Source organism: Amycolatopsis sp. NPDC051128 (assembly GCF_040682715.1).
GTDB lineage: Bacteria > Actinomycetota > Actinomycetes > Mycobacteriales > Pseudonocardiaceae > Amycolatopsis.
The window spans coordinates 37,318-61,168 of record NZ_JBFBBN010000005.1 but is presented as its reverse complement, the minus strand read 5'-3'; the positions used below and the strand labels follow the sequence as shown (position 1 = coordinate 61,168).

Genomic DNA, 23,851 nt, shown 5'->3' with positions numbered 1-23,851 from the left:
CTGGCGCGGGCGACCCGTCCCCTGGTGCATGCTGAGCGGCGTGAACATCCCTGATGGCGCACGGCGCAACCCCGAGCTTCGGCGTGGCGCGATGCGGCGGCAGGTCGCCGAGGCCGGGTTCGTGCGGGTCGACACGCTGGCCCAGAACTACGGCGTGAGCATCATGACCGTCCACCGTGACCTCGACGAGCTGGAGCGGCTCGGCTTCCTGCACAAGGTGCGTGGTGGTGCGACCAGCGCGCCGACCACCACGTTCCACGGCGACCTCGAACACCGCATGCAGGCGCAGGTCGACGCGAAACTGGCCATCGCCCGCGAGGTCGTGCGCACCGAGGTCCAGCCCGGCCAGGTCATCGCCCTGGACGACAGCACGACTTCGCTCGTGCTCGCCCGGCTGCTGCCCGCGAAGGCGCCGCTCACGGTCGTCACGCACTTCCAGCCGGTGATCCGGGCGCTCGCCGCCCAGCCGGGCATCGAGCTGATCGGGCTCGGTGGCCGGTACGACGCCGCCTACGATTCGTTTCTCGGCCAGGCCACCGCCGACGCCGCCGCCCGCCTGCGCTACGACCTGCTGTTCCTCTCGACGACCGCGGTGGCCGAAGGCGTCTGTTACATCCAGTCGCTCGACACGGTCGTCACTCGCCGCGCCCTGATCGCGTCCGCGGCCCGCAGCGTGGCGCTCATCGACCACACCAAGTTCGACCGGCGCGCCCTGCACCGGCTCGTCCGGCTGGCCGACCTCGACCGGGTGGTCGTGGACGACGCGACGCCGGATCAGGTCGTCCGGCGGGAGCGGGCGCGCGGCGCCACGATCGACCTCGCTTGAGAACTTATGTGAAATTCGGGAGCCCTTGGATCGTTCTGGGCCAGGAAACGGGCCACCTCGATCAAGATCAATGTTAAGAGTTGCGAAGTTGTCGGCGATCAGCTTGTAATGTCGCCGTGGCAGACAACGAAGTCGCGATCTGCGTCGACGCCGGCACGACCGTCATCAAGACCGTGGTGTTCGACATGGAGGGCCGTGAGCTCGCCGTCACGCGGCGGGAAACCACCGTGCGCCACCCGAGCCGGGAACGGTGCGAGCAGGACATGCTCGAGGTGTGGGACGCGGTCGTCGCGACCGTCGGCGAGGCGGTCGCGCGGGTCGCGCGGCCGGTGCGGCTGCTCGCGGTCACCGCGCAGGGCGACGGCGCCTGGCTCGTCGGCCCCGACGGCCGGCCGGCGGGACCCGCGGTCCTGTGGAACGACGGCCGCGCCACCGACGTCGTCCGGGACTGGCGCGCCGACGGGACCCTCGAGCGCGCGTACCGGATCAACGGCTCGCTCACCAACGCCGGCCTGCCCAATGCGATCCTCCGGTCCCTGCGTCGCGACGCACCCGGCACCGTCCTGACCTGCGGCGGCTGGCTGTTCCTCAAACTGACCGGCGTCCTCGGCATCGAGAAGTCCGAGGCGTCCGCGCCCTGGCTCGACATCCACCAGGGCACCTACTCCACCGAGCTCACGGAGCTGTACGGCATCGACCCGGCCGTGTTGCCACCCCTGCTCACCGACCAGGTCCAGCCGCTCACCGCGACCGAACTGGGCCTGCCGGCCGGCACGCCAGTCGTGCTCGCCCCGTACGACATCGTGACCACCGCGTTCGGCGCCGGCGCCACGGACGTCGGCCAGGCGGCCTGCATTCTCGGCACGACACTGTGCACGGAGATGCTGGTGGCGGCCCCGGACACGACGGGGGAGCCGTCCGGGCTGACGCTCGACTTCGGCACGCCCGGCCTGATCATGCGATCGTTCCCCACGCTCGCCGGCACCGGCGTCGTCGACTGGCTCGTCGGCCTGCTGGGTCTCGCCGACCACGACGAGGTGACCACGCTGGCGGCGCAGGCCCCGCCGGGGGCGGACGGGTTGCGCGTCTGGCCGTACCTGTCGCCGGCGGGGGAGCGGGCGCCGTTCCTCGACCCGGCGGCGAGCGGGTTCGTCACCGGCATGCTGTTCTCCCACGGCCGCACGCACCTCGCCCGCGCGGTCCTGGAGGGCCTCGCGCACGTCATCCGCGACTGCCTCGACGCGGCGCCGGGCCGGCCGGTCGAGCTGGGACTGTGCGGTGGCGGCGCGGCGAGCCCGTTGTGGTGCCGGCTGATCGCCGACATCACCGGCGTGCCCGCGGTGTCCACCGAGGACTCGCAAGTCGGCGCGAAGGGAGCGCAGGTCTTCGCGCTGACGGCACTCGGCGACTACCCGGACCTGGCGGCCGCGGCGAGCGCACTGGTCCGCCCCGCGGCTCGCTACGAGCCGGAGGCCGCCACGAGCGACCTGTACGAGCAGGCGCACGCGGAGTTCCTGGAGACTCGCGCGCTGGCGGCGACCCGATGGGATCGCTGGCGATGAGCGAACCTCTGTGGGTCGGCGTCGACCTCGGGACGCAGAGCGTCCGCGCGCTCGCGGTCGACGGTGCGGGAAAGACCGTCGCGTCGGCTCGCCGGCCGCTGCGGGGCACCCGGTCCGGGAACCGGCACGAGCAGGACCCCGGCACGTGGTGGACCCTGACCGCCGAAGCGCTGGCCGCGCTGGACCTGGGTGGTCGCGAGGTCGGCGCGGTCGCCGTCTGCGCCACCTCGGGGACCGTGCTGCTCACCGGAACCGACGGCTCACCGCGCACGCCCGGCCTCATGTACGACGACACCCGCGCCGGTGCGTTCGCCGTGGTCGCCCAAGAGGCCGGCGAAGCGTTGTGGAGCCGGCTCGGCTACCGGATGCAGCCGGCGTGGGCGCTGCCGAAGCTGTTGTGGTGGCGGCAAGAGGGGCTGCTCGGCCCTCAGGTGCGGCTCGCGCACCAGCCGGACGTGGTGGCCGCCGCGCTCGTCGGGCACCCGGTCGCGAGCGATGCCAGCCACGCGCTCAAGACCGGGTACAACCTGATCGAGGACCGCTGGCCGTCGGACATCCTGTCCGCGTTGGACATTTCGGAAGACGTGGTGCCCGAGGTGGTGCGGCCGGGGACCGTGCTCGGCGAGATGTGCGCGGACGCCGCTTCCTCGACCGGGCTTCCGGTGGGCACCCCGGTGGTCGCCGGCATGACCGACGGGTGCGCGGCGCAGCTCGCGGCCGGCGCGCTCGACGTCGGCGAGTGGAACTCGGTGCTCGGCACCACGCTGGCGCTCAAGGGAGTCAGCACGGCGCTCCCGCACGACCCGACCGGCGCCGTGTACTCCCACCGGGCGCCGCACGGGGACCTGTGGCTGCCAGGGGGCGCGTCCAGCACGGGCGCGGGGGCGGTACGGGCGCTGTTCCCGTCCGCCGACCTGCCCGCGCTGACGGCGGCCGCCGCCGGGATCGACGACGTGCCGCTGTGCTACCCCCTGGTGGGGCACGGTGAGCGCTTCCCTTTCGTGGCGCCGGAAGCTCGCGGCTTCCTCGACGGCGGGCCCCTGGAAGTGTCGGGCGACCCCGCCCGGGTGTTCGCCGCCGTGTGCACGGGCGTCGCGCACCTGGAGCGGTTGTCGTTCGAGCTCCTCGCGTCGGCCGGTGCGGACGTCGGAGGGCCGGTGACGTTCACGGGCGGCGGGGCCGGCAACGAGTGGTGGAACCAGCTGCGGTGCGACGTGCTCGGCGTGCCCGTGCGGCTGCCGGTGAACCCGGAACCCGCGCTGGGCATGGCCGTGCTGGCGGCGGGCGCGCTGTCCGGCGACATCCCCGCCGCGGCGAAGCGGCTCGTGCGGGTGCGCCGCACGCTGGAACCGGACATGAAGCGGCACGACGAGCTGACGCCCGCGTACCACGCGTTCGTCGCGGCGCTCGTCGACCGCGGCTGGTGGAAGGAGTGACCGTGGCGGAACCAATTCTCCTCGCCGGCGACCAGTTCGTGCTGAACCGGTTGCTGGCGGCCGAACTGGCGCCGGGGGCGTGGGACGTGCGAACCCTGGAACTGCCGTGGCCGCACGTGCCGTTCGGCAAGGTCGCGGAGGTCGACGAGGCGTCCGATGTCGAGGCCGAGCTGATCGAGGCACTGCAAGGGGTCCGGGTGTGCCTGACGCAGATGGCACCGCTGACCCGCCGCGTGCTCGAGGCGTGTCCCGGCCTGGAGCTGTTCGCGGTCTCCCGCGGCGGGCCGGTGAACGCGAATCTGGCCGAGGCCACCGCGCACGGGGTGGCGGTGACGTTCGCGCCGGGCCGCAACGCGGAGTCCACCGCCGAGCACACGATCGCCGTGATGCTGGCCGCGATGCGCAGGATTCCCTTGGCGCACAACAGTGTCGTCGCGGGCCGGTGGGAGAGCGGCATGTACGCCTACGCGGAAACCGGCCTCGAGGTCGCGGGCAGCACCGTCGGCCTGGTCGGCGCGGGCGCGATCGGCAGCCGGGTGGCGTTGGTGCTCCGGGCGATGGGCGCGACCGTCCTGGTCTCGGATCCCTACGCGGACGTCGAGTCGGTACCGCTCGACGAACTGCTGTCCCGGTCCACCGTCGTCTCGCTCCACGCGCGGCTGACCGAGGACACCCGCGGGATGATCGGCGAGCGCGAGCTGGCGCTGATGCCGCCGGGGTCGGTGCTGGTGAACTGCGCGAGGGGCGGGCTGCTGGACTACGAAGCCCTGGCGAAGGCACTGACGGACGGCCACCTCTTCGCCGCCGCGCTGGACGTCTACGACCAGGAGCCGTTGCCGGCCCACCACCCGCTGCGGAGCGCGCCGAACGTGGTGATGACGCCCCATCTGGCGGGCGCGAGCCGGGCGGTCGCCGGGCGCGCGGCCCGGATGGTGGGCGTCGAGGCGGCCCGGTGGCTGGCGGGCGAACCGCCACTGCACTGCGCGAACCCGGAGGTGGTGCGGAAATGACCAGGCTTCTCCTCGCCCGGCACGGCGAGACGGTTTGGCACGCGGAAAACCGGTACGCCGGTGGGCGAAGCGATCCGGCGCTGACCGAGCTCGGGATGCGGCAGGCCGAGCTGCTCGCCAAGACGAGTGTGTCGATGGGGGTCGACACGGTCGTCAGTTCGCCGCAGCTGCGGGCCGTCGCCACGGCGACGCCCACCGCCGAGGCGTTGGGCGTCCCTCTGCACCTACGGACGGGGCTGCAGGAGGTCGATTTCGGTGAGCTGGAGACCCACACGCTCGCCGAGATGGAACCCGAGGCGGTCCGGCGGTTCCGGGAGGACCCCGAGGCCAACGCCTTCCCCGGTGCCGAACCGCTCGCCGACGCCGCTGCCCGGGGCGCCGCCGCGCTCCGCGAACTCGACGGACAGCACAGCGGCACCGTGCTCGTCGTCGCCCACAGCACGCTCCTGCGGGTCACGCTCTGCGTGCTCCTCGGCCTGCCGGTGAAGCACTACCGGCGGATCTTCCCCGCGCTGGACAACGTCGCGCTCACCGAAATCCGGTTGCCCGCCGATCCGTCCGACCCGGTCGCCCTCATCTCGCTCAACCGCGCGCCGTAACACGTACTCGAAAGGAATCGCCATGCGTCGACTCGCTCTGCTCGTCGCGACTCTCGCGCTGGTCGTGTCCGCTTGCTCGTCCGGTACGGGCGGTGGTGGCGGCGCGAGCAACGCCAAGATCGCGTTCCTCATGCCGGACATCGCCTCGACGCGGTACGAGCTGTACGACAGCCCGCTGTTCAAGGCGAAGATCAAGCAGCTGTGCGCGGACTGCGAGGTGCTCTACCAGAACGCGAACGCCGACGCGTCCCGCCAGCAGCAGCAGGCGAACTCGGCCCTCGCGCAGGGCGTGAAGGCGATCGTGATCGACCCGGTCGACTCGACGGCCGCGGCGAGCATCGTCAACACCGCGCGCTCCCAGGGCGTGCCCGTCATCGCCTACGACCGGCCCATCCCGGCGACCCCGGCCGACTACTACATCTCGTTCGACAACGAGAAGATCGGCAAGTCCATCGGCGACGACCTGGTCAAGCACCTCAAGGAAACCGGCGCGCAGGGCGGGCTCCTCGAAGTCAACGGATCGCCGACGGACGCGGCCGCGGGGCTGATCAAGAAGGGCATCCATTCGGCGGTCGACACCAGCGGCTTCGCCCTGCTCGCCGAGTACGACACGCCGGACTGGCAGCCGGCCAAGGCCCAGGACTGGGTGTCCGGCCAGATCACCCGGTTCGGCGGCCGCATCGCGGGCGTGGTGGCCGCCAACGACGGCACCGGCGGTGGCGCGATCGCGGCGTTCAAGGCCGCCGGGGTCAATCCCGTGCCGCCGGTGACCGGCAACGACTTCGAGGTCGCGGCCGCCCAGCGGGTCGTGGCCGGCCTGCAGTACAACACGATCTCCAAGCCGATCAAGATCGTCGCGGAGGCCGCGGCCGAGGTCGCGTACCAGTTCGTGAAAGGGGAGAAGCCGGCCGGCAAGACGACGCTCTTCAACACCCCGTCGCAGCTGTTCGATCCGACGGTGGTGACGCTGGCCAACCTTGCCGACGTGCTGGCGAAGTCGGATCAGATCAAGCCGTCCGAGGTGTGCACCGGCGAGTACGCGGCGGCGTGCAAGCAGCACGGGATCGTGTGATGCGGACCGACACCGCGGTCCTGTCGCTGCGCGGGATCAGCAAGAACTTCGGCGCGGTCGCCGCGCTGACGGACGTCGACCTGGACGTGTCCGCCGGTCAGGTGGTCGCGATCGTGGGCGACAACGGTGCCGGGAAGTCCACTTTGGTCAAGGTGCTGGCCGGCGTGCACCGCCCGGACACGGGCACGATCACCTTCGCCGGCCAGGCGGCGACGATCGACAGCCCCGCGGCCGCGCACTCGCTCGGCATCGCCACGGTGTTCCAGGACCTCGCGCTGTGCGAGAACCTCAACGTGGTCGAGAACCTGTTCCTCGGCCGGGAGATCCGCCGGAGCCGGCTGGACGAGGTCGCGATGGAGACCCGGTCGTGGGAGCTGCTGCGGCAGCTGTCGGCGAAGATCCCGACGGTGCGGATCCCGGTCGCGTCCCTGTCCGGTGGGCAGCGCCAGACGGTCGCGATCGCCCGTTCCCTGCTGGGTGACCCGAAGATCATCATCCTGGACGAGCCGACGGCCGCGCTCGGCGTCGAGCAGACGGCCGAGGTGCTGAACCTGATCGAGCGGCTGCGTGAGCGCGGCCTCGGCGTGATCATGATCAGCCACAACATGGAGGACGTCCGCGCCGTCGCCGATCGCATCGTGGTCCTGCGCCTCGGCCGCAACAACGGCGACTTCGACGCGGGTGACGTGTCCACAGAGGACCTGGTCGCCGCGATCACCGGCGCGAGGGACAACGTCGCGACGCGACGGGTGCGTGAGAGGGAGAACCGATGACGCAGACGAAGACCGCTCCCGCGCTGGACCTCCTCGACGAGCGGCTGCGCCGCGGTGACGGCCTCAAGCCCGCGCTCGGCGCTATCGCCGACCGGATCCGGTCCGGAGACCTCGGCGCGCTGCCGATCGTCGTCGGGCTGGTGGTGATCTGGACCGTCTTCCAGATCCTCAACCCGGTCTTCCTGTCGAGTGCCAACCTCGTGAACCTGCTGATGGAGAGCGTGTCGGTCGGCATCATCGCGCTCGGCATCGTGTGCGTGCTGCTCGTCGGGCAGATCGATCTCTCGGTCGGCTCGGTCAGCGGGCTGTCCGCCGCGCTCACCGCGGTCACGTTCGTGAGCAGCGGGTGGCCCGTCTGGCTGTCGATTCTCGCCGCGATCGTGGCCGGCGCGCTGATCGGCTGGGTCTACGCGCAGATGGTCACCCGGCTCGGGGTACCCAGCTTCGTCGCGACCCTTGCCGGGCTGCTCGGGTTCCTCGGGCTGCAGCTGTGGCTCCTCGGCAGCAAGGGCGCCATCAACCTGCCGTTCGACTCCGGGCTGGTGCGCTTCGCCCAGCTCGACTTCGTGCCGGCGTGGCTGTCGTACGTGCTGGTCGCCGCGGCCGCGGCGGGAATGTTCCTCACCGGGTACTCGCTGGCCCGTGTCCGCCGGGCCGCCGGGCTTTCCGGGCGGTCGACCCCGCTGCTGCTGGCCCGGAGCGTGGCCGTCCTCCTGGGACTCGGCTTCGCGGTGTGGTACCTGAACCAGGCTCGCGGCGTGGGCTGGCTGTTCGTCGGCTTCGTGGGGCTGGTGCTGGTCCTGCACTACGTCCTGACCCGCACGGCGTGGGGCCGGGCCGTGTTCGCGATCGGCGGCAGCGTCGAGGCCGCTCGCCGGGCCGGTATCAACGTGAAACGCATGTACATCAGCGTTTTCATGCTGTGCAGCTCGCTCGCGGCGCTCGGCGGGCTGATCGCCGCGGCGCGGCTCGCGGCGGCCAACCAGGCCAGTGGCGCCGGCGACGTCAACCTCAACGCGATCGCGGCCGCGGTCATCGGCGGCACCAGCCTGTTCGGCGGGCGCGGCAGTGCTTTCTCCGCCCTGCTGGGCGTTCTGGTGATCCAGTCGATCTCGAGCGGGCTGACGCTGCTCGACCTCGACTCGTCGTTCCGGTTCATGGTGACGGGGCTGGTCCTCGCGCTGGCGGTCGCGCTCGACTCGGTGGCCCGCCGATCACGAGCGGCACACGGTCGCGCCTGAGGGACCGTCGGCAGATCCCAGCGAGCCGCCACGTCAGGCTGAGACTCCGTCGAGCTGGAACGTCTGCACCTGGCCCGCTGCGAAGGCGGCTCGCAGCGTCTTGCCGTCGAGGCCGACGTCGGCGCGCTGGACGTACCGATCGCTGCCGCTGCTTGTCGAGGTGGACCAGCGGGTGATCGGGCCGGTGGGCAGGGTGGTGAACCGGGACAGGTCGAAGGTGATCGTCTGGGCCGACGCGGCGGTGTTGACCGCGACGAGGACGAGGCGGCGGGCCGCTGGGTCGTGGGCGACCGCCGTGCTTCCGGCCGACGTGCCGAGGATCTGCATGCCCGGCCGGATGTGGCGGGTGAACTGGGCCAGCACGTACAGCTTGTTGTGGCTGCCGCCGACGAAGGTGAGGAACGCCTTGGGCCACTTGATTTCGTTGTAGGCCTGGCGGGCTGAGGAGTAGGCGCAGGTGGTGTCCCTGTCGCCGTGGACGAACAGGGATGATCGCGTGAAGCTGCCCGGCGAGGACCGCGGCCTGAGCCCGCACACCGGGTACACGCGGGAGCACTGGGTCGCCGTGGCGGACGGCCTGCTCGCGGCGGCGTGGCGCTGGGCGACGCCGACTTCAGCGGTTGCCACGTGCGTGCCATGCGGCTGACCGGCGTGACGTTCCTCGGCGACGCCTGCTTCACCGGGGCGGCCTTCACCGAGGATGCCCGATTCGGCAGGGCCACCTTCGCGGGTCGCGCGCTGTTTCGCGGCATGACCTTCACCGGAAACGTCGACTTCGCCGAGGCGAAGTTCGTGCTGGGTGCGCGGTTCGAGGGCGCGTCCTTCACGGCCGACGCCGGGTTCGGCGGGGCCAGGTTCGTCCGCACCGCCTGGTTCACGAAGACCGTCTTCGCCCGCGACGCCGAGTTCGGCTCGGTTCGTTTCGCCCGGCAACTCCGAGTTCCGGGGCGCGGTCTTCGCCGGCAACACGAGGTTCGTCGGCGCCGCCTTCGCCGGTAACGCCGGCTTCCACGGCGTCGCGTTCCACCGCGACGTCAGCTTCCGCGAGGCCACCTTCACCCGCCGGGCGAACTTCCGCGGGGCCGCGTTCGACGGCAACGCCGGGATGCGCGGCGCGATGTTCCGCAAGGACGTGGAGTTCCGCGGGGCGAGCTTCGCGCAGGCGCCCCGGTTCACCGCCGACCAGTTCCCGGATGGCGTGCCGCCGGAACTGTCCCGGTTCACCGAGCCTCGGTGAACGTGCGTGGACGAGCTCCGGCGTCGGGGCCTTCGCGGGCCGCCGTTTTCGTGTTTGCGCACCGGAAGGCACAGCGGAATCGGCAGGCGCGACGGAGGTCGTGGCCGAGGACGGCGCCGAGGAGCTGGAACCGACCATCGTCCTGGACCGCGAATGAATGGGCACGGTCAGTGCCAAAAGGGTTTGAACCCGGCGAAATCGGCAACCAGGAAGGGCCCATACCTCGAAGCGGTGAGGAGTCCCGATGCGCCCGACTTCCCGATCGAACCACCACTTCGGCGGTCCGGAGCTGAGACCGGAGGTCCGGCGGTGGCTCGCGGCCCGGACCTCCGCTGCCGGCGACTGGCCGGTGCGGGACCTGGTGGCGGCCAAGGGGAACACCACGGTGAGTGTGGTGCTGCCGGCGCACAACGAGGCCGAGACGGTCGGGCTCATCGTGGAGATGGTGCGGGAGCTGATGATGCGGCGGCACCGGCTGGTGGACGAGCTGGTGGTGGTCGACTCCTGTTCGACCGACGCGACCGCGGAGGTCGCCGAGGCCGCCGGTGCGACCGTGGTGCGCCAGGACGAGGTGCTGAGCCACCTGCCGCCGCTGACCGGCAAGGGGGAAGCGCTGTGGAAGGGCCTCTACGCCACGAGTGGTGACGTGGTGGCGTTCATCGACGCGGACCTGATCGGGTGCCCGCCGGAATTCGTCACCGGGCTGCTCGGGCCGCTGCTGGCCGACCGCGGTGTCGCCTACGTCAAGGGGCTCTACCGGCGGCCGCTGATCCGGGCGGGACACGTCGAACCGGACGGCGGCGGCCAGGTCACCGAACTGGTCGCCCGGCCCCTGCTCAACCTGTACTGGCCGCGGCTGGCGGGTTTCGTGCAGCCGCTGGCCGGTGAGTACGCCGGACGCCGGGAAGTGCTCGAGGCGGTGCCGTTCGTCAGCCACTACGGCATCGAGATCGCCTTGCTGATCGACCTGCTGGAGCTGGTGGGCCTGGACGCGCTGGCGCAGGTGGATCTGGGGGAGCGGCGGCACCGGAACCAGGGCACCGAGGCACTCGGCCGGATGTCGGCGCAGGTCATGCTCACCGCGTTCGACCGGCTGGAACGGCAGGGCCGGGGCCGCGCGCCCGACGCGCCGGCCCGGCTGGCGCAGTTCCGGCACGTGGCCGCGGCCGGCGGTGGCCGGCGGGAGGCGCTCGTCACCGATGTCACCGTTCCCGAACGGCCGCCGCTGGCCACGGTGCGCGAGATGGCCGCCGCCGCGGCGCCGGGGAGGCAGTCATGAGCCTCCGGGTACTGATCAACGCCGGCCCGTGGCTGCCGGTTCCGCCCGACGGGTACGGCGGCATCGAGAACATCGTCGCCGCTCTGGTGCCCGAGCTGCGCCGGCGAGGAGTCCACGTCGTCCTCGCCACCATCGGCCAGAGCACGCTGGAAGCCGACGAGGTGCTGTCGGTGTACGACGAGCCGCAGTTCGCGCAGCTCCTGCGGCCGTACAACCGCGTGATGGGCATCGCCGCCGCCCACGTGCAGCGCGTGCTCGCGGAACTCCGCGCGCGGAACGACATCGACCTCGTGCACGACCACCTCGAGGTCGTCGGCCCGGCCATGCTGGGCGCCGCCGGCGAGCAGGTGCCGCCGGTGCTGCACACCCTGCACTGGGACCTGGCGAAACATCCGGAGTTCTACGGCGCGTTCGACGGCCGTGGCCGGGTGCGCGTCAACGGCGTTTCGGCCCGCCAGCTGCTTCACGCGCCCGACGCGCTGCGTGCGCACAGCGTCGGCCACGTGCACCTCGCGACGCCGCTGGCCGAGCACGCCGACCAGCGGACCGGGCCTGGCAAGGCCGAGTACGCCGTGGTGCTGGGCCGGGTCACGCCGGCGAAGGGACAGCACGTGGCCGCGTGCCAGGCGCGCCGGCGGGGGATCGACCTCGTGCTGGCGGGGCCGATCGGGCCGTACCGCACCCCCGAGGCGCTCGAGCGAGGGCTCGCCACCGATCCGGAGGCGACGCGGCACCCGGACGTGCGGTACTGGTGTGATCAGGTGCGCCCCCACGTGGACGGGCGCCGCGTGCGCTGGGTGGGCTCACTGGGCGCCGCCGCTCGCGACGAGCTGGTCGCCCGGGCGATGGCGACCGTGTTCCCGTTGCACTGGGAGGAACCCGGCGGGACGGCGGTCGTGGAGTCGCTCGCGCTCGGCACGCCGGTGGTGGGCTACCGCCGTGGCTGCCTGCCCGAGCTGATCGACGAGGGGCGCACCGGGCTGCTGGTCGACCCCGGCGACGAGGACGCGCTCGTCGCCTGCCTGACCCGGGCGTCGGAGCTCAGCTCCGCCGCCTGCCGGGCAGCCGCGGCGGAGAGGTTCACCCCGGCGGTGATGGCCCGGCGGTACCTGCGGCTCTACGAAACCGTGCTGGACGGCACCCGGCCCGCACACCCGCGTCGCGTCGGGGGCAGCCGCGTCGCCGCCGCCGCGCTTTGAAGGGGTCGAACGCCGTTCACCGGCCGGGTCCGTCGTCGAAGGTGAAGACCGCCTGGAGGACGTGGCGGCGGCGCTCGGAGAGCGCGCTGATCAGCTCCGGTGCCCGGCCGATCGGGACGATGTCGGTGATGAGGTGGTCCAGTATCGGCTTGCCCTCCGCCCGGAGCAGGGCGATCGTTTCGGCCGACAGCCGCTCGCGGTCCCAGAGGTGGGCGAGACCGCGTGGCATCCGGCCGATCTGGGCGCAGCGCAGGGACAGGCCGTTGTGGTGGAACTCCTCCCCGAGCCGGAGTTCCCCCGCCCCGGCCTGATAGAACGCGAGGTCGATGACGGTGCCCTGCGGCCTCAGCAGCCGCAGGGCGAGCCCGAGGCTGGCGGCCTGACCGCGGCACTGGAACACCAGGTCCGCGCCGCGGTCGCCGGGGCGGTGCCGCCAGCGCGTCTTGAGGAGCACGGCGACGTCATCGGTGTCCGGGTCGGCGGTCGCGAAGCCGAGTGCCTCCGCCACGCGGCGGCGTTCCGGTGTCGGGTCGATGAGCACGACGTCGTCCGCGCCGTGCTGTCGCGCGAACAACGCGGTCAGCAACCCGACCACGCCGGCGCCGGTCACCGCGATCCGCAGTCCGGCGACTCCGTCGGCCAGGGAACGGACATCGGTGCCGTGCAGCTCGGCCGCCGCGTGCAGCAGCCCGTTCGCGCAGATCGGGCCCATGTGGGCGACGTAGATGCCGAGCAGCGGGTCCAGGTTGTCCGGCAGCGGGACGACCCGGTCGGCCAGCGGGTCACCGCGGTACCCGCCGCGGTGCCCGTAGGCCATCGCGACCAGCGTCCCCGGCGCCAGCGCGCGGCTGCGGCTCGCGACGACCCGGCCGACCTGCATGTACCCCCAGCGCAGGACCGGGTAGCCGTCGTGCTGCCCGTCCCCGGTGAACAAGCCCAGCTCGTTGTCCCAGCCCGTCTTCAGCCGCGGGTGCGTGCCTTTCACGAACGCCAGCTCGGTCCCCGCGGAAAGCCCGCTGTAGAGGGTCTGGACGTCGAACTTCCCCTCCGGCGGCGGCCCGTCGAGCGGTTCGGCGCGGAAGCCGACCTCGCCGGGACGTTCGACGACGAGCAGCTGGTCAGCATGGGACATCGAGTGCCTCCTCGATCCGGACCGGGACACCTCGGCCGGCCGACTCGGCCACCGCGCAGGCCAGCCGGTGGGTGCGCAGGGCTTCCGCGTACGGCGTCCGGACGTCGTCGGCGCGGCCGAGGACGGCGTCCACGAAGGCCCGGTCCGCCGCCCGTTTCGCGGTGTCGGGTTCGACATGACGGACTTCGGGCCCATCGGCGCCGTCGCGGATTTCGAGGGTGTCCTCGGTGACGGTCAAGGCCAGCCCGTCGGCGTAGACCTCCAAGCCGGCGCGGTGCTTCCACCCGAGCAGGCAGGTGGCGGCGAGGGTGCCGACGGCACCGCCGGTGAACCGCAGGTTCGCCACCGTCGCGCCGTCGACGTCGGCGTCCGGCGCGTCCGGCGGGTGCCCGTCCCCGAGTGCGTGCACTTCGCTCACCTCGCCCGCGAGCAGCCGGGCCAGGTCGAGCACGTGGATGGCCTGTTCGATCACCTGCCCGCCGGACTTCCCGCGCTGCGTCCACCAGCTGACCGGCGGGACCTTGTCGAGCCAGGCACCCATCGCGAGCCGCACCGGCCGGTCGCGCAACGCGTCGCGGGCCCAGCCGACGGCGTCGGAGTAGCGCCAGTGGTGCCCGACCGCGGTGACGATCCCCGCGTCCGCCACCGCCCGCGCGATCCGCGCCGCGGTTTCGCAGTCCAGCCCGATCGGCTTCTCGACGAACAACCCCAGCCCGGCCGCGGCCACGGCCTCCTCGGCGGATCCGTGCGCCAGCGGCGGGACGCACACGTACACGGCGTCGAGGCCCGTGTCGAGGAGCCGGTCGACGTCCGGGACCGCCCGCATCCGGTGTGCCGCCGCGAACTCCGTGGCCCGCTCGGCGTCGATGTCGGTGACGGAGACGAGCTCGACGTCGTCGAACTCGGCGAGCATGCGGGCGTGGCGGGCGGCGACCCCGCCGGCTCCGACGAACCCGATCCGGCATACGGCCACGACGGTTCCTTCCCTCCAGGATGTCTCCGGTAGGACGGGGATTGCCGCTCGTCCGAGTTCGAAACCCCGGGATTGGTCCCCCGCCCACGGCCTTCCGTTGACCGCTTGCGCGGCAGAGGAATCCTTGACTACGCGACCAAGAAACCCCTGCCTGCCGGAGGTGCTCACCGGGCCGACGCGGTGAGCAGGAACAGCGGCGCCGCGGCGGCCCACGCCTGCGGGGAGCAGGAATGCGGGTACGGCACCGGATCGGCGACCTCGCCGGAGCCGAAGCCGGTGAGCACCTCGGGCAGCCGGAAACCACATCGGGCGGCGGCGTCGAGCAGGCCGTCCGCCAGCCGGCGGGCCGGCGAACCGAGCCCGTAGCGGGCGAACCCGGCGACCGCGATGGCCGTGTCGTGCGGCCAGACCCCGCCGTTGTGGTAGGAGAGCGGATGGTATGGACCCTGTCCTGCAGCGACCGTGCGCAGGCCCCAGCCGGAGAAGAAGTCGTGCGCCAGCAACCGGTCCGCCACCGCGTTCGCCTGGCGCGCGTCCAGCAGGCCGCTCCACAGCAGGTGCCCGGCGTTGGACGCCAGCAGGTCGACGCGCCGGCCCCGGGCGTCGAGCGCCAAGGCGGGGAAGTCCTGCTCGCGCGACCAGAACGCGGTGGTGAAGCGGTCGCGGAGGGCGTCGGCCCGCGCGGTGAGGCGATCGGCGTAGCGGGGGTCGTGCCACACGTGGCGCGCCAGCCGCGCCGTGCGCGTCAACGCGTCGAAGGCGTACCCCTGGACTTCGCACGCCGCGATCGGGCCCGGCGCGGGCTCGCCGTCCGGGAAGACGATCGACCGGGCGGAATCCTTCCAGCACTGGTGGACCAGGCCGGGGGAGTCCGTCCGGTAGACCAGGAATCCGCGGCCGGTCAGGCCGCTGTGGTCTTCCAGCCAGCTCACCGCCGCGCGGGCGGCCGGTTCGAGTTCGAGGGCGAGCGCGTCGTCGCCGGTCCGTTCGTGGTGCGCGCCGAGCGTGACCAGGAACAGCGGGGTGGCGTCGACCGAACCGTAGTACCGGGCGTACGGCACCTGGCCGAACCGGCTCAGCTCACCGGACCGCAGCTCGTGCGGGATCTTCCCCGGTTCCTCGCAGCGGTCGGGACGCACCTCGCGCCCCTGGTGTGCCGCGAGGGCACGCAGCGTCGAAGCCGCGATGCCGGGGGCGTACGGCAGGGCCGCCATCGACGTGATCAGGCTGTCGCGGCCGAACAACGTCAGGAACCACGGGGCGCCGGCGCCCGGAACCCGTGCACCGGGCGACCCCGGCACCGGAATCATCAACGAAGCCAGCGCGTCCAGTCCGTTGTGGACCGCGGCGCGCAGCGTCGGGTCGTCGATCTCCGGCAGGGTGAACGCCGACCGGAACTCGTCCCGTTCGGCCCGGCGGTCCGCCACGGCCAGGTCGACGTCGGCCGGTCCACGCCCGGCCGCGGAGACTCGCACGGTCAGGGTCGCTTCGGCGTGGGCGCCGAGCCGCGGCCGCCACACGAGGCCGCGGTCGTCGGCGACGGCTTGCCCGGGTGACACGGTGGTCGTCTTGACGTAGCCGTCGCGGCGATAGCGCAGGACGAGCCCGTCCGGGCCGGCATCGGTGGCGCGGGTGGCGCCGGGCTTGGCGTAGCCGCGGTCGGTGCGCAGCTCGAACTGGTCGGCGAAGTCGGCCGCGGCGAGCCAGCGGACCTCCACCGTGCGGGGAGAATCCTCCAGGTTGCGCACGCGCAGCCGCTCGACCAGCCCGGTTCCGTCCAGGACCTGCGTGCGGAACACCGCGTACGGCGGATCGCTGCCCCGGGCCACCACGGGCGCCAGTACGACTTCGGCGCACACGTCGTCCCGGCGGGCGGCCAGCGGGCGCGGCCGGTCTCCGTCCACAAGCAGCTGCCAGGCCGACAGGTGCCGGGTGTCGTCGACGAACAGGCCGCCGTCCCCGCCCGGGACGTCACCCGCTTCGTCGGTGACGAGGAACGTCGACCCCGCGAGGAGGAGGTGGCCGTCCACGGGTGGTCAGGCCGGTGCTTGGGAGCGCAGGAACGCCGGGACCGCGGCGACGGCTTCGGCGGGGTCGCCTCGCGGACGGCATTCCAGGGTCAGGTACCCGTCGTACCCGATGTCGGCGAGCGCGGCGAGCACGCCGGCCCAGTCGACGTGCCCGGTGCCGGGCTGGTGCCGGTTGGATTCGCTGACGTGCACGTGCGCGACGTACCCGCCGGCCTCGCGCAGCGCCTCCGCGGGATCGTCCTCCTCGATGTTCATGTGGTAGGTGTCGGCGGCGACGCGGAGCGAGTCCAGCCCGGTTTCCTCGATGAGCCCGGCGGCGTCCGCGAGGCGGTTCACCATGTGGTCCTCGTAGCGGTTGAGCGGCTCCAGGTAGAGCTCGACGCCCTCTCTCGCGGCGTGCTCGCCCAGCTCGATCAGCCCGTTCAGCAGCACCTCGCGGTCACCCGCCTCACCACGCGGCGGCTCGAACGGCGGCAGGCGGCGGGAAAACATCCCGTACGACGCCGGAGTCATCACGCCGCGCCCGCCGAGTTCGGCGACCAGGGACAGCTGCGATTTCAGCTGGGCGATCGCGTCGGCGCGCAGCTCCGCGTCGAACGCGCCGAAGAAGTGGGACATCTCCACGCACACCGTCGGCATCACCACCCCGGCCGCCGCCGCGCGCTTGAGCTCCGGCAGCCGCTCGCGGAACGTGTAGCCGCCGCGGCCACGCAGCTCGATCGCCGCGTAGCCGGCGGCCGTGGCGAACTCCCACTTCCGTTCGAGGGTGTCGCCGGGGATCAGCTGTTCCTGGCAGGCGAAGGCGGACATGCCTGATCCTCCTCGAAATCGAGCACTATCTGCAGCGCTCCGGCCGGGTTGGTGTCGAGCACCTCGTAGGCCTCGGCGGCCCGGGACGGCGGCAGCACGTGGGTGACCAGCGAGACCGGATCGAGCACCCGGCGGGCGCACAGACACAGGAAGGTCTCGTTCAGCCGCGCCTGGTCCCAGCGCCCGGACAGGGTGGCCGGCACCCCGCCGATCTGCGAGCTGACCAGTTCCGCGCGGTTGTGGTGGAACTCCTCGCCGAGCCGCAGCCCGCGGCCCTCTTCCTGGTAGAAGCCGGCGGCGACGACCCGGCCGCCGGTGGTCACCGTGCGGATCGCCTCGTGCAACGCCAGGTAGGAGCCGCTGATCTCGATCGCCACGTCCGCGCCGGTGCCGCCGGTGTACTCGCGGACCCGTTCGGCGACCTCGCCGGCCATCGGGTCCAGCACCAGCTCCGCGCCGAACTCCGTCGCCTTGTCCCGCCGGCGTTCCAGCGTGTCCACGGCGATGACCTGGACCCCGCTGCGCAGCGCCATCTGCGTCACCAGCAGGCCGATCACGCCCTGGCCGAACACCGTGACCAGCTCGCCGAGGTGCGGACTCGCGGCGAGGACCGCGTTCAGCGCCACCGCGCCGACTCTGGCGAACGACGCCGCGAGCGGGTCGACACCCTCGGGCACCGGCCGCACGGTGCCCGCCGGGACGGTGGCTTCGCCCCGGTGGCCCCAGATGCCCCACACCAGGTCGCCGGGCGCCGGGCCGCCGTCGACGTCCGGCGCGACCTCGGTGATCTCGCCGACCTCGGAGTAGCCCCCACCGGGGATCGGGTAGGACTGGCTCGGGGCGGTGCCGGCGCCGCCGAACAACCGGGTGGCGGGATTCCACGTTTTGGTGAGGTACGGGTTCGTCCCGCGGTACGCGGTCAGCTCGGTGCCCGCCGAGATCCCGGAGTACCTGGTCCGCACCCGCACCTCGCCCGGGCCGAGCGCGCGGCTCGGCAGCTCGGCGACTTCGACCTGTCGCGGGCCGGTGAACTGGACGACGCGGTACACCCGAACGCACCTCCCGGATTCGTCCTGTTCAGCTATACCTCTCGGCGGGGTGCGGGGAAAGCCGGGATCCTGATAGCACCACCGATTCATCCGGTCAGGGAGTGTGATGCCCGGTGCGTACCCGAACCGCCGCGTGCGGAGCCGCCGTCCTGCTCGCCGCGAGCCTGCTCACCGGCTGTTCCGGCGGGCCGGCGGAAGACGACGAGCTGGTGGTGTGGAGCCTGGAGAACCAGACCGACCGGGTACAGGCCACCGAACGGATAGCCGCCCGGTTCACCGCCGCGACCGGGATCCGGGTGAAGCTGGTCGCGGTCGACGAGAACCAGTTCAGCCAGCTCGTGATGTCGGCGGCCGCGGCGGACCGGATGCCCGACGTCATCGGCGCGCTGCCGCTGACCGCGACCTGGCAGCTGGCCGGCAACGACCTGCTCGACACCGCCGCCGCCCGGGAGGTCGTCGACGCGCTCGGTCCGCCGACCTTCTCCGAACACGCGTTGCGCCTGACCCGCGACGGCGACCGCCAGCTCGCCGTGCCTTCCGACGGGTGGGCGCAGATTCTGGTGTACCGCAAGGACCTCTTCGCCGCCGCCGGGCTCGGCCCGCCGGACAGCTACGACGCGATCCTGGCCGCCGCGAAGGCGTTGAACCGCGGGGCCCAGGCGGGGATCACGATGTCGACCTCGGCGGCGGACGGCGCGACCGGGCAGGCGTTCGAGGCTTTGGCGCTCGCCAATGGCTGTGCCCTGGTCGGCCAGGACGCCCAGGTGTCGCTGGACAGCCCCGCCTGCCGCGAGACGTTCCGCTTCGTCCGGCAGCTGGCGGACTACGCGCCACCCGGCTCACAGGACATCGACAGCAGCCGCGCGACCTACTTCGCCGGCCGGGCGGCCATGGTCGTTTGGTCCTCCTACCTGCTCGATGAGCTCGGCGGACTGCGTGACGACGCGGTGCCGTCGTGCCCGGAGTGCCGTGCGGACCCCGGTTTCCTCGCCCGCGTCAGCGGGGTCGTCGGGGCGATCAAGGGCCCGGCCGCGGCGGAACCCGCGCAGTTCGGGGAGCTCACGTCCTGGACGATGCCGGTCGGCGCGAAACGGGAGCAGGCCAAGAGGTTCGTCGAGTTCATGATGGGGGAGCAGGCCTACCCCGACTGGATCGGCCTGGCCCCGGAGGGCAAGATCCCGGTGCGCACCGGCGTTCCCGGCGATCCGCGCCGCTTCAGCACGGCCTGGCAACGACTGCCCGCCGGGGTGGACACCCGGCGTCCGCTCAGCGAAATCTATCCGGAGGACACGATGCGCGCACTGCGGGAAAGCCCGGAAAAGTTCCGCCGCTGGGGATTCGAACAGGGACAAGGTGTGCTGGTGGGCGCGACCCTCGGCGAGGCACCGGTGCCGAAGGCGGTCGCGGCGGTGCTCAGCGGCACCGAGCCGGACGACGCCGCCGAAGAGGCGGCGGCCGACGTCCGGGCGATCCAGACTTCGCTGCGGTGAGCGGCATGCCTTCCCGCGCCGCCACGATCACCCGGCCGACGCTGCGGCAGCGGGAGAACCGGGCGGGCCTGACACTGGTCTCTCCCACGCTGCTGGTGGTGCTCGCCGTCGTCGTCCTGCCGCTGCTGTGGACGCTCGTCCTGGCGTTCCAACGGGTCCGGCTGATCAACGTCCGCGGCACCGGGCTGTTCGAGAACCTCACCTTGCGCAACTTCGCCACCGTGTTCGGGTCGCCGGGCTTCTGGAGCTCCGTGGGCACGACGCTGACGTACTCGATCGGCGGGACGGTGTTTTCGATCGTGCTCGGGCTGGCCGCCGCGCTGGCGCTGCGGCGCTCGTTTCGCGGCCGGAGTGTGCTGCGCGGCGCGATGCTGCTGCCCTACGTCGCCCCGGTGGTGGCCGTCGCGTTCGTGTGGGAGGTGATGCTGAGCCCGCAGTACGGCATCGTCAACGAGTGGGGGACACGGCTGCTCGGCTGGGACCGGCCGGTCGGGTTCCTGACCCAGCGGGAGACGACGGTTTCGCTGTTCGGGCTCGAGATCGGGATCCCGGTCGCGCTGCTGACGGTGATCGCGTTCGAGGCGTGGCGCTACTTCCCGTTCGCTTTCCTGTTCCTGCTCGCGCGGTTGCAGGCCGTGCCGGCCGAGCTGGAGGAGGCCGCGCTGGTCGACGGCGCGACGCCGACCCAGCGGTTCCGGCACGTGATCCTGCCGCAGCTCGCGCCGGTGATCGCCCTGCTGGCGATGCTGCGCTTCGTCATGAACTTCACCAAGTTCGACGACGTCTACCTGCTCACCGGGGGCGCGTCGGGCACCGACGTCGCCGGAGTGCGGGTGTACCAGTTCCTGACCGCCCGGTTCGACGTCGGCGCCGCGGCCGCGCAGGCGCTGGTGCTGGCCGCGGTGCTGATGGTGTTCCTGGCCGTCTACCTGAAGTTCTTCGCACCGCAGGAGGGCGGCCGATGATGGACCGCGACACCTTCGAAACCCGGCTCTTCGGCGTGCTGCGGTGGGTCGTGCTCGGGCTGCTCGCCGTGGCGACCCTGTTTCCGTTCGCCTACATGGTGCTGCTGTCCGTCCGGCCCGTGGAGGACCTCCTGCGCGACCCCGGCGCGCTGTGGACCGGGTTCAGCGAATGGACCGTGTCGACCTACGCCGACGTCCTGCGCCCGGCGGAAGACGGCGGGCAGGGCATGCTCGCCCTGCTCGGCAACTCGGCGCTGGTGTCGTTCGGCACGGTCGCGGCGACGCTGCTGGTGTCGATCCCGGGCGCCTACGCGCTCACGCGGCTCCGGTTCTTCGGGCGCCGCCAGATCCACGCGCTGTTCCTGGCCGTGTACCTGTTCCCCTCGGTGCTGCTGGCCGTGCCGTTGTTCGTGCTCTTCACCAAGCTCGGTCTGCGGGATTCCTTGGCCGGACTGGCGATCGTCTACATCGCGCAGACCGTGCCGGTGTCGATCTACCTGCTCCGGAACTACCTGGCGACGATCCCGGAAAGCGTCGAGGAGGCCGCCGCGATCGACGGCTGCACGCGCCGCCAGATCCTGTGGCGGGTGACCCTGCCGCTCGCCGGCCCGGCGATCATGGCGACCGGGCTGTACGTGTTCATGATCGCCTGGAACGAGTTCCTGTTCGCTCTGTTGTTCCTGGTGGAGGACCGGACCAGGTGGACGGTCTCGCTCGGCCTGGCCCAGCTGTCCAACGGCGTCGAGGTCCCCAAGACCGTGCTGATGGCCGGGTCGGTGGTGCTGACCGTCCCGATCGTGATCCTTTTCTACGCGGCACAGCGAATGCTGACCGAGGGTCTCACCAGTGGTGCGGAGAAGACCTGATCCGAGAAGGCGCCGGAGACGATCCGGGTGGGCTGTTCACCCGGTGAAAGTTCACGCTAACACGGCCTGAGGCCGCGCGGCCTGAAAGACGCACAGCCCTCTTGTCGCCTTTCGGCGGGGCGCGTCGAGGCGCTGCGGCCCGATGAACTGGGTGTTTGCCTTCGGAGCCGTCAGGGACCGCGTCTGGGACGCCTCCTGGGCGAGCTTTGAGCGCGGCCCGGTGATGAGTTTGTCGAGGGCGATCGGCAGGTCCCGGATCCGGATGCCGGTGGCGTTGAAGACGGCGTTGCCGACCGCGGCCGCGCTGCCCAACGTGGCCGGCTCGCCGAGGCCGCGGGCTCCCGTGGAGCTGAAATGCCGGCCGCCGTGGGAACTCAGACCCTGCGGTGAAGACTGCGGCGACGCTCTGCGCCGGGGGAGAACCCGGCCAAGTGCGCAGGTGAACTGTAGAGGTTGTCGCTGTTCGTCCCAGCGGCAGGCGGCCACGCTGGCAGCACGCGCCAGGGGGCTTTGGCGCGGGTTCAGTCACCTAGGGAAACGAGGGGAACGTGAACGTACGCACGGGATTCACCCGGGCCGCCATCGGTTTGATCACCGCCGGGCTGCTGCTGACGGCGGCCGTCCCGGCCGAAGCCGCGACCTACGCCTACGACGGCAAGGACTCGATCGCGACCGGATGCGCGAACGACGCCACGACGAAGGCGACCTCACACCTCCATGCCGGGAACGACTGGAGCCGCGCGTACGTGGAGTTGCGGTACAGCGTCAAATGCCACACCGCGTGGGCTCGGCTGAGCAACGCCTACGGTCCTGTCCCGTTCGAGTTCACCGGCGGCTCCGCCCTGATCCACCGGAATTCGGACGGCAAGGAGTACAAGTGCGGTCTCGTCGACGAGGCTGACACGACGTGCTACACCGCGATGGTCTACGACAAGGACCCGATCACGTCCAGCGCCTACGGAGAAGATCACGACTGGAGCCTTCGCCACTGGGTCTCGGCCTGGACCTCCCCGTACTGATCCGGCCCCGAGGCAGGCCCGATCCGGGAGAACGGACCGGGAGCCGCCGGGACCGAAGACGGGGGACGCGGGGGGGGGGGGGGCGGGCCCCCCCCCCCCCCGGGGGGCGGCCCCCCCCCCCCCCCCCCCGCCCCCCCCCCCCCGGGCGGCCCCGTCCCGGCCCACCGCCCCGCCCCCCCCCCGCCCGGGGGGGGGGGCCGGGGGGGGGCCCCCCCCCCCCCCCCCCACCGCTTGGTCACTCCGCCTGAAAGCTCCTCCCGCTTCCGCCACCCTGCCGGCCCCAGCGGCCCTAACCGCGGGGTCCCCGGAGGGCCCGAATGAGTTCGAAGGTGGCGTCGTGTCGGACGGGTGACCCGTGTCGGTGACCCCGCGCCGTACCGACCGGGTGGTATGTTGACCGGGTGATCGAAGCGGCGCGCCGGACCTGGCGATTCCTCGAGCCTTACCACGGAATGATCTACTTCGCCCCGGAAGCAGCCGCCGCATACGCGGAGCTCGGTCTCACCGGCCGCGCCGGCTATTTCGCGTCGAGGTCGGCGGCGCTCGGCGCGGTCCCGGCGCCGGTCGTGGTCGCGACCTTCTACAACTTCAACCCGGCCCTCGTCCAGGAGTCGATCACCGCCGCCTGGTCCGCCACCGACCCGGGTGCCGTCCTCGCCGCGCGCTACGCCGCGGCCGACCAGGCGTTGCGCGGCACCCTGGGCGACGCGGTCACCTCGCCCGAGATGCGCCGAGCCGCCGCTCTCCTGCGCGAGGCCGCCGAGACGATCGCCGGCGACGTCACCGGCCGCCCTCTCTTCGCCGCCCACGCGGCCCTGCCGTGGCCCACCCAGCCTCATCTGGTCCTGTGGCACGCGCAGACCCTGCTTCGGGAGTACCGCGGCGACGCACACATCGCCGCCCTGCTGACGGCAGGTCTGCGTGGCATCGAAGCCCTCGTCACCCACGCCGCCTCCGGCGCCGTCCCCGCCGAGACCCTGCGCACCTCCCGGTCGTGGTCCGAGGAGGACTGGAACCAGGCCATCGCCGGCCTCCGCGAGCGAGACTGGCTCACCGACGACGCCGACCTGACGTTCACGCCCGCGGGCGCCGCCCGCCGAGCGGAAATCGAGAAGACGACCGACGAGAACAGCGTGATTCCCTACGCTCACATCGGCGAGTCCGCCTGCGCCGAACTGCAGGCACTGGTACGCCCGTTCAGCCGGGCGCTCGCCGAGAAACTCATGCCATGGGCGCTCGCGAGGCAGTAGCAGGGGCGGCCTTACTCGGCTTGGTGTCCAAGA

23 protein-coding genes and 1 pseudogene are annotated in these 23,851 nt (G+C 72.2%); 17 read left to right on the top strand and 7 right to left on the bottom strand.

Going from position 1 to position 23,851, the window contains the following annotated elements:
• Positions 1 to 40: 40 nt before the first annotated feature.
• The 8 genes from AB0M82_RS07860 (at position 41) to AB0M82_RS07825 (ending at position 8,519) form a co-directional block, all read left to right on the top strand.
• Positions 41 to 826: a DeoR/GlpR family DNA-binding transcription regulator gene (locus AB0M82_RS07860; protein ID WP_364718613.1), complete on the top strand. Its 786-nt coding sequence runs from the start codon at positions 41 to 43 to the stop codon at positions 824 to 826.
• A 116-nt stretch (positions 827 to 942) separates the two neighbouring features.
• Complete coding sequence (locus AB0M82_RS07855; protein WP_364718612.1) at positions 943 to 2,388, top strand: FGGY family carbohydrate kinase; 1,446 nt, start codon at positions 943 to 945, stop codon at positions 2,386 to 2,388.
• Positions 2,385 to 3,824, top strand: coding sequence for an FGGY family carbohydrate kinase (locus AB0M82_RS07850; RefSeq protein ID WP_364718610.1), 1,440 nt, complete (start codon positions 2,385 to 2,387; stop codon positions 3,822 to 3,824). Before AB0M82_RS07855 ends, AB0M82_RS07850 begins: the two co-directional genes overlap by 4 nt.
• Positions 3,825 to 3,826: 2 nt before the next feature.
• Positions 3,827 to 4,834, top strand: coding sequence for a 2-hydroxyacid dehydrogenase (locus tag AB0M82_RS07845; protein ID WP_364718609.1), 1,008 nt, complete (start codon positions 3,827 to 3,829; stop codon positions 4,832 to 4,834).
• A complete protein-coding gene (locus AB0M82_RS07840) occupies positions 4,831 to 5,433 on the top strand; it encodes a histidine phosphatase family protein (RefSeq protein ID WP_364718607.1) in 603 nt (200 codons plus the stop codon). The genes AB0M82_RS07845 and AB0M82_RS07840 overlap by 4 nt, the downstream gene beginning before the upstream one ends.
• Before the next feature lie 22 nt (positions 5,434 to 5,455).
• On the top strand, positions 5,456 to 6,505 hold the full coding sequence (locus tag AB0M82_RS07835; RefSeq protein WP_364718605.1) for a sugar ABC transporter substrate-binding protein: 1,050 nt from the start codon (positions 5,456 to 5,458) through the stop codon (positions 6,503 to 6,505).
• A complete protein-coding gene (locus tag AB0M82_RS07830; protein ID WP_364718603.1) occupies positions 6,505 to 7,278 on the top strand; it encodes an ATP-binding cassette domain-containing protein in 774 nt (257 codons plus the stop codon). The genes AB0M82_RS07835 and AB0M82_RS07830 overlap by 1 nt, the downstream gene beginning before the upstream one ends.
• Positions 7,275 to 8,519, top strand: a complete 1,245-nt coding sequence (locus tag AB0M82_RS07825) for a hypothetical protein (protein WP_364718602.1) — start codon at positions 7,275 to 7,277, stop codon at positions 8,517 to 8,519. The genes AB0M82_RS07830 and AB0M82_RS07825 overlap by 4 nt, the downstream gene beginning before the upstream one ends.
• Before the next feature lie 33 nt (positions 8,520 to 8,552).
• Here the strand turns inward: AB0M82_RS07825 and AB0M82_RS07820 are convergent, their stop codons facing one another.
• Positions 8,553 to 9,146, bottom strand: coding sequence for an alpha/beta hydrolase (locus tag AB0M82_RS07820; protein WP_364718600.1), 594 nt, complete (start codon positions 9,144 to 9,146; stop codon positions 8,553 to 8,555).
• A gap of 9 nt (positions 9,147 to 9,155) precedes the next feature.
• Here AB0M82_RS07820 and AB0M82_RS07815 point away from each other — a divergent pair.
• The 4 genes and pseudogenes from AB0M82_RS07815 to AB0M82_RS07800 form a co-directional block, all read left to right on the top strand.
• Positions 9,156 to 9,314 (top strand): annotated as a pseudogene (locus tag AB0M82_RS07815) (pentapeptide repeat-containing protein); the annotation flags it as partial.
• A 4-nt stretch (positions 9,315 to 9,318) separates the two neighbouring features.
• The gene (locus tag AB0M82_RS07810; RefSeq protein ID WP_364718599.1) at positions 9,319 to 9,756 is read left to right on the top strand and encodes a pentapeptide repeat-containing protein; all 438 of its coding nucleotides are present in this window, start codon (positions 9,319 to 9,321) and stop codon (positions 9,754 to 9,756) included.
• Between the two features lie 244 nt (positions 9,757 to 10,000).
• Positions 10,001 to 11,035 carry a glucosyl-3-phosphoglycerate synthase gene (locus tag AB0M82_RS07805; protein WP_364718597.1) on the top strand — a complete coding sequence of 345 codons (1,035 nt, stop codon included), beginning with the start codon at positions 10,001 to 10,003 and terminating at the stop codon, positions 11,033 to 11,035.
• Entirely contained in the window at positions 11,032 to 12,234 is a 1,203-nt protein-coding gene (locus tag AB0M82_RS07800) for a glycosyltransferase (RefSeq protein WP_364718595.1), read from the top strand. The genes AB0M82_RS07805 and AB0M82_RS07800 overlap by 4 nt, the downstream gene beginning before the upstream one ends.
• Positions 12,235 to 12,250: 16 nt before the next feature.
• On the opposite strand, the gene AB0M82_RS07795 is transcribed toward AB0M82_RS07800, so the two are convergent.
• From AB0M82_RS07795 to AB0M82_RS07775, 5 genes are all read right to left on the bottom strand, one after another.
• Positions 12,251 to 13,366 carry a zinc-binding alcohol dehydrogenase gene (locus tag AB0M82_RS07795; RefSeq protein WP_364718594.1) on the bottom strand — a complete coding sequence of 372 codons (1,116 nt, stop codon included), beginning with the start codon at positions 13,364 to 13,366 and terminating at the stop codon, positions 12,251 to 12,253.
• A complete protein-coding gene (locus AB0M82_RS07790) occupies positions 13,353 to 14,339 on the bottom strand; it encodes a Gfo/Idh/MocA family oxidoreductase (protein WP_364718593.1) in 987 nt (328 codons plus the stop codon). Before AB0M82_RS07790 ends, AB0M82_RS07795 begins: the two co-directional genes overlap by 14 nt.
• Positions 14,340 to 14,503: 164 nt before the next feature.
• Positions 14,504 to 16,369, bottom strand: a complete 1,866-nt coding sequence (locus AB0M82_RS07785; protein WP_364718591.1) for a glycogen debranching N-terminal domain-containing protein — start codon at positions 16,367 to 16,369, stop codon at positions 14,504 to 14,506.
• A gap of 6 nt (positions 16,370 to 16,375) precedes the next feature.
• Entirely contained in the window at positions 16,376 to 17,179 is an 804-nt protein-coding gene (locus AB0M82_RS07780) for a sugar phosphate isomerase/epimerase family protein (RefSeq protein WP_364718590.1), read from the bottom strand.
• On the bottom strand, positions 17,149 to 18,228 hold the full coding sequence (locus AB0M82_RS07775) for a zinc-binding alcohol dehydrogenase (protein ID WP_364718589.1): 1,080 nt from the start codon (positions 18,226 to 18,228) through the stop codon (positions 17,149 to 17,151). The genes AB0M82_RS07780 and AB0M82_RS07775 overlap by 31 nt, the downstream gene beginning before the upstream one ends.
• A gap of 113 nt (positions 18,229 to 18,341) precedes the next feature.
• On the opposite strand from AB0M82_RS07775, the gene AB0M82_RS07770 reads away from it, so the two are divergent.
• From AB0M82_RS07770 to AB0M82_RS07760, 3 genes are read left to right on the top strand one after another with little or no spacing between them, the layout of a single operon-like run.
• Positions 18,342 to 19,718, top strand: coding sequence for an extracellular solute-binding protein (locus AB0M82_RS07770; protein ID WP_364718588.1), 1,377 nt, complete (start codon positions 18,342 to 18,344; stop codon positions 19,716 to 19,718).
• A 5-nt stretch (positions 19,719 to 19,723) separates the two neighbouring features.
• Positions 19,724 to 20,683 (top strand): sugar ABC transporter permease, encoded by a 960-nt coding sequence (locus tag AB0M82_RS07765; RefSeq protein ID WP_364718586.1) that lies wholly within the window; start codon positions 19,724 to 19,726, stop codon positions 20,681 to 20,683.
• Positions 20,680 to 21,549 (top strand): carbohydrate ABC transporter permease, encoded by an 870-nt coding sequence (locus AB0M82_RS07760; protein ID WP_364718585.1) that lies wholly within the window; start codon positions 20,680 to 20,682, stop codon positions 21,547 to 21,549. Before AB0M82_RS07765 ends, AB0M82_RS07760 begins: the two co-directional genes overlap by 4 nt.
• A 51-nt stretch (positions 21,550 to 21,600) precedes the next feature.
• Here AB0M82_RS07760 and AB0M82_RS07755 read toward each other — a convergent pair whose 3' ends face one another.
• Positions 21,601 to 21,861: a hypothetical protein gene (locus AB0M82_RS07755; RefSeq protein WP_364718584.1), complete on the bottom strand. Its 261-nt coding sequence runs from the start codon at positions 21,859 to 21,861 to the stop codon at positions 21,601 to 21,603.
• A gap of 236 nt (positions 21,862 to 22,097) precedes the next feature.
• Here AB0M82_RS07755 and AB0M82_RS07750 point away from each other — a divergent pair, with 236 nt between their 5' ends.
• The gene (locus tag AB0M82_RS07750; protein ID WP_364718583.1) at positions 22,098 to 22,568 is read left to right on the top strand and encodes a DUF2690 domain-containing protein; all 471 of its coding nucleotides are present in this window, start codon (positions 22,098 to 22,100) and stop codon (positions 22,566 to 22,568) included.
• Positions 22,569 to 22,969: 401 nt separating this feature from the next.
• Positions 22,970 to 23,818 carry a hypothetical protein gene (locus AB0M82_RS07745; protein WP_364718582.1) on the top strand — a complete coding sequence of 283 codons (849 nt, stop codon included), beginning with the start codon at positions 22,970 to 22,972 and terminating at the stop codon, positions 23,816 to 23,818.
• The last annotated feature ends 33 nt before the right edge of the window (positions 23,819 to 23,851 follow it).

Coding starts and splice junctions, on each gene's coding strand:
- AB0M82_RS07850 (WP_364718610.1), top strand. CDS start 2,385: ATGAGCGAACCTCTGTGGGTCGGCGTCGACCTCGGGACGCAGAGCGTC.
- AB0M82_RS07840 (WP_364718607.1), top strand. CDS start 4,831: ATGACCAGGCTTCTCCTCGCCCGGCACGGCGAGACGGTTTGGCACGCG.
- AB0M82_RS07835 (WP_364718605.1), top strand. CDS start 5,456: ATGCGTCGACTCGCTCTGCTCGTCGCGACTCTCGCGCTGGTCGTGTCC.
- AB0M82_RS07830 (WP_364718603.1), top strand. CDS start 6,505: ATGCGGACCGACACCGCGGTCCTGTCGCTGCGCGGGATCAGCAAGAAC.
- AB0M82_RS07825 (WP_364718602.1), top strand. CDS start 7,275: ATGACGCAGACGAAGACCGCTCCCGCGCTGGACCTCCTCGACGAGCGG.
- AB0M82_RS07805 (WP_364718597.1), top strand. CDS start 10,001: ATGCGCCCGACTTCCCGATCGAACCACCACTTCGGCGGTCCGGAGCTG.
- AB0M82_RS07800 (WP_364718595.1), top strand. CDS start 11,032: ATGAGCCTCCGGGTACTGATCAACGCCGGCCCGTGGCTGCCGGTTCCG.
- AB0M82_RS07795 (WP_364718594.1), bottom strand. CDS start 13,366: ATGTCCCATGCTGACCAGCTGCTCGTCGTCGAACGTCCCGGCGAGGTC.
- AB0M82_RS07780 (WP_364718590.1), bottom strand. CDS start 17,179: ATGTCCGCCTTCGCCTGCCAGGAACAGCTGATCCCCGGCGACACCCTC.
- AB0M82_RS07765 (WP_364718586.1), top strand. CDS start 19,724: ATGCCTTCCCGCGCCGCCACGATCACCCGGCCGACGCTGCGGCAGCGG.
- AB0M82_RS07760 (WP_364718585.1), top strand. CDS start 20,680: ATGATGGACCGCGACACCTTCGAAACCCGGCTCTTCGGCGTGCTGCGG.